At 60.7% G+C, this 2,476-nt stretch carries 3 protein-coding genes; all 3 read right to left on the bottom strand.

Annotation, left to right across the window (positions count from 1 at the left end; genetic code table 11):
* Positions 1-1,118 (bottom strand): GTP-binding protein (locus tag EN879_RS31880; RefSeq protein WP_127274518.1); only part of this gene is annotated, 1,118 nt, incomplete at its 3' end.
* 29 nt (positions 1,119-1,147) lie between these two features.
* Positions 1,148-1,618, bottom strand: coding sequence for a 30S ribosomal protein S7 (gene rpsG, locus EN879_RS31885; protein WP_008875664.1), 471 nt, complete (start codon positions 1,616-1,618; stop codon positions 1,148-1,150).
* A 60-nt stretch (positions 1,619-1,678) separates the two neighbouring features.
* Positions 1,679-2,050, bottom strand: coding sequence for a 30S ribosomal protein S12 (rpsL, locus tag EN879_RS31890; RefSeq protein WP_006333356.1), 372 nt, complete (start codon positions 2,048-2,050; stop codon positions 1,679-1,681).
* Positions 2,051-2,476 lie beyond the last annotated feature (426 nt).

Below are 2,476 nucleotides of genomic sequence, written 5' to 3' on the forward strand. Positions count from 1 at the left end.
TCTTCGACGTCGGCGCGCGAGTTCGCATGCATCTGCAGCATGCGGCCGATGCGCTCTTTCTTGCCCTTCACGGTGTTGTCGACCGAGATGCCCTTGGTGAGCCTGCCCGAATAGATGCGCGCAAAGGTCAGCGAACCGACGAACGGGTCGTTCATGATCTTGAAGGCGAGCATCGACAGCGGCTCGTTGTCGTCGGCATGACGCTCGATCTCGGCGTCGGTCTTGGCATCGACGCCCTTGATGGCGGGAACATCGGCCGGCGACGGCAGATATTCGACAACGGCGTCGAGCAGCGGCTGCACGCCCTTGTTCTTGAAGGCCGAGCCACAGAACATCGGGTAGAACTTGACCGCGATGGTGCCCTTGCGGATCAGCGCGCGAATCTCGTCATTCGACGGCATCTTGCCTTCGAGGTAATTCTCAAGCGCCGTCTCGTCCATTTCGACGGCAGCCTCGATCATCTTCTCGCGGTATTCTTCGGCACGAGCCTTGAGGTCGTCCGGGATCTCGACGATGTCCCAGGCAGCGCCCAGCGTCTCGTCGCGCCAGACCAGCGCGTTCATCTCGACGAGGTCGACAACGCCCTTGAACTCGGTCTCGGCGCCAATCGGCAGCTGCATGACAACAGCATGCGCACCGAGGCGCGAGCCGATCATCTCGACCGAGCGATAGAAGTCGGCGCCGATCTTGTCCATCTTGTTGCAGAAGATCATGCGCGGAACGCGATATTTGTCGGCCTGGCGCCAGACAGTCTCGGTCTGCGGCTCAACACCGGCATTGGCATCGAGCAGCGCGATGGCGCCGTCGAGCACGCGCAGCGAACGCTCGACCTCGATGGTGAAGTCGACGTGGCCGGGGGTGTCGATGATGTTGAAGCGGTGCATCTTGCCGTCACGAGCCTTCCAGAAGGTCGTGGTCGCGGCGGACGTGATGGTGATGCCGCGCTCCTGCTCCTGCTCCATCCAATCCATGGTGGCAGCGCCGTCGTGGACTTCGCCGATCTTGTGCGACTTGCCCGTGTAGTAGAGGACGCGCTCGGTGGTCGTCGTCTTGCCGGCGTCAATATGCGCCATGATACCGAAATTGCGGTAGTCTTCGATTTTGTATTCGCGGGCCATCGTAGCTGCCTCTCAGTCTCGTTCGCGCTTTACCAGCGGTAGTGCGCGAAAGCGCGGTTGGCTTCAGCCATCTTGTGGGTGTCTTCACGCTTCTTGACAGCGGTGCCGCGGTTGTTGGCCGCGTCCATCAGCTCGCCGGAGAGGCGGTCGACCATCGTGGTCTCGTTGCGGTTGCGGGCCGCAGCAATCAGCCAGCGAATGGCCAATGCCTGGCGGCGCTCGGGGCGCACGTCGACCGGAACCTGGTAGGTGGCGCCGCCGACACGACGCGAACGCACTTCCACATGCGGCGCGACATTGTCGAGCGCCTGATGGAAGACGGTGACCGGCTCCTGCTTGGTCTTCGACTGAACCTGGTCGAGCGCGCCGTAGACGATGGTCTCGGCGACCGACTTCTTGCCGTCATACATGACGGCGTTCATGAACTTGGTGACGATCAGATCGCCGAACTTCGGGTCCGGATTGATCTCACGCTTTTCTGCACTGTGACGACGCGACATGGCTTTTGTCTCTCAATCTCATAGCCCGACGCACTCAAGGAGCGCCAAGGCCGGAAAATCTTACTTCGGACGCTTGGCGCCGTACTTCGAACGGCGCTGCTTGCGGTTCTTCACACCCTGCGTGTCGAGCACGCCGCGGATGATGTGGTAGCGAACGCCCGGAAGATCCTTGACGCGGCCGCCGCGGATCATCACCACGGAGTGCTCCTGAAGGTTGTGGCCTTCGCCGGGGATGTACCCGATCACTTCAAAACCATTGGTCAGGCGGATCTTGGCCACCTTGCGCAGCGCCGAGTTCGGCTTCTTCGGCGTCGTTGTATAGACGCGCGTGCAGACGCCCCGCTTCTGCGGGTTCTGCTGCATGGCCGGGACCTTGTTGCGCTTCACCGGCGCAATGCGCGGCTTGCGGATCAGCTGGTTGACGGTAGGCATTAAACCCTCTTGTCTCTCAATTCCGTGTCTCGCCCGGTCAGGGCCGCTCAAAGCGTCATTTCCATACGCAAATTCGGGCCATAAACCGCGCCTCGCGGTCTTGCCCGAACAAAAGGCAGAGGAAGCGGAAGCCGCTTCGTGCACGCCGGAAATGTCTTTTCGCTCGTAAAACGAACCCTGTTTGAGGCAAACTCCAAAGCGTGTCGCTTCGGAAGGGAGAGCCTCACATCGGTTCTGACTGGGCGGCTTCTACCCGTAAGACCGCGGACCGTCAAGCCCGGAGCACCAAATATTGCGCGCCGACCAAGGCTTGGCAGCCATGCGAAAACCGCATGTAATTTTCTTTCGCATTTTTGCAAGAGCGAGGAAGAAAGTGACAAGCCTTCAGGCAAAGTGAATGGGTTTGCGCTGTCGCGCGGCCTTGCT

Origin of the sequence: Mesorhizobium sp. M7A.F.Ca.AU.002.02.1.1, from assembly GCF_003998535.1 — a bacterium.
GTDB lineage: Bacteria > Pseudomonadota > Alphaproteobacteria > Rhizobiales > Rhizobiaceae > Mesorhizobium > Mesorhizobium ciceri.

Excerpts from the sequence above, each read along its gene's own strand:
- rpsG (WP_008875664.1), bottom strand. The coding sequence starts at position 1,618 with ATGTCGCGTCGTCACAGTGCAGAAAAGCGTGAGATCAATCCGGACCCG.
- rpsL (WP_006333356.1), bottom strand. The coding sequence starts at position 2,050 with ATGCCTACCGTCAACCAGCTGATCCGCAAGCCGCGCATTGCGCCGGTG.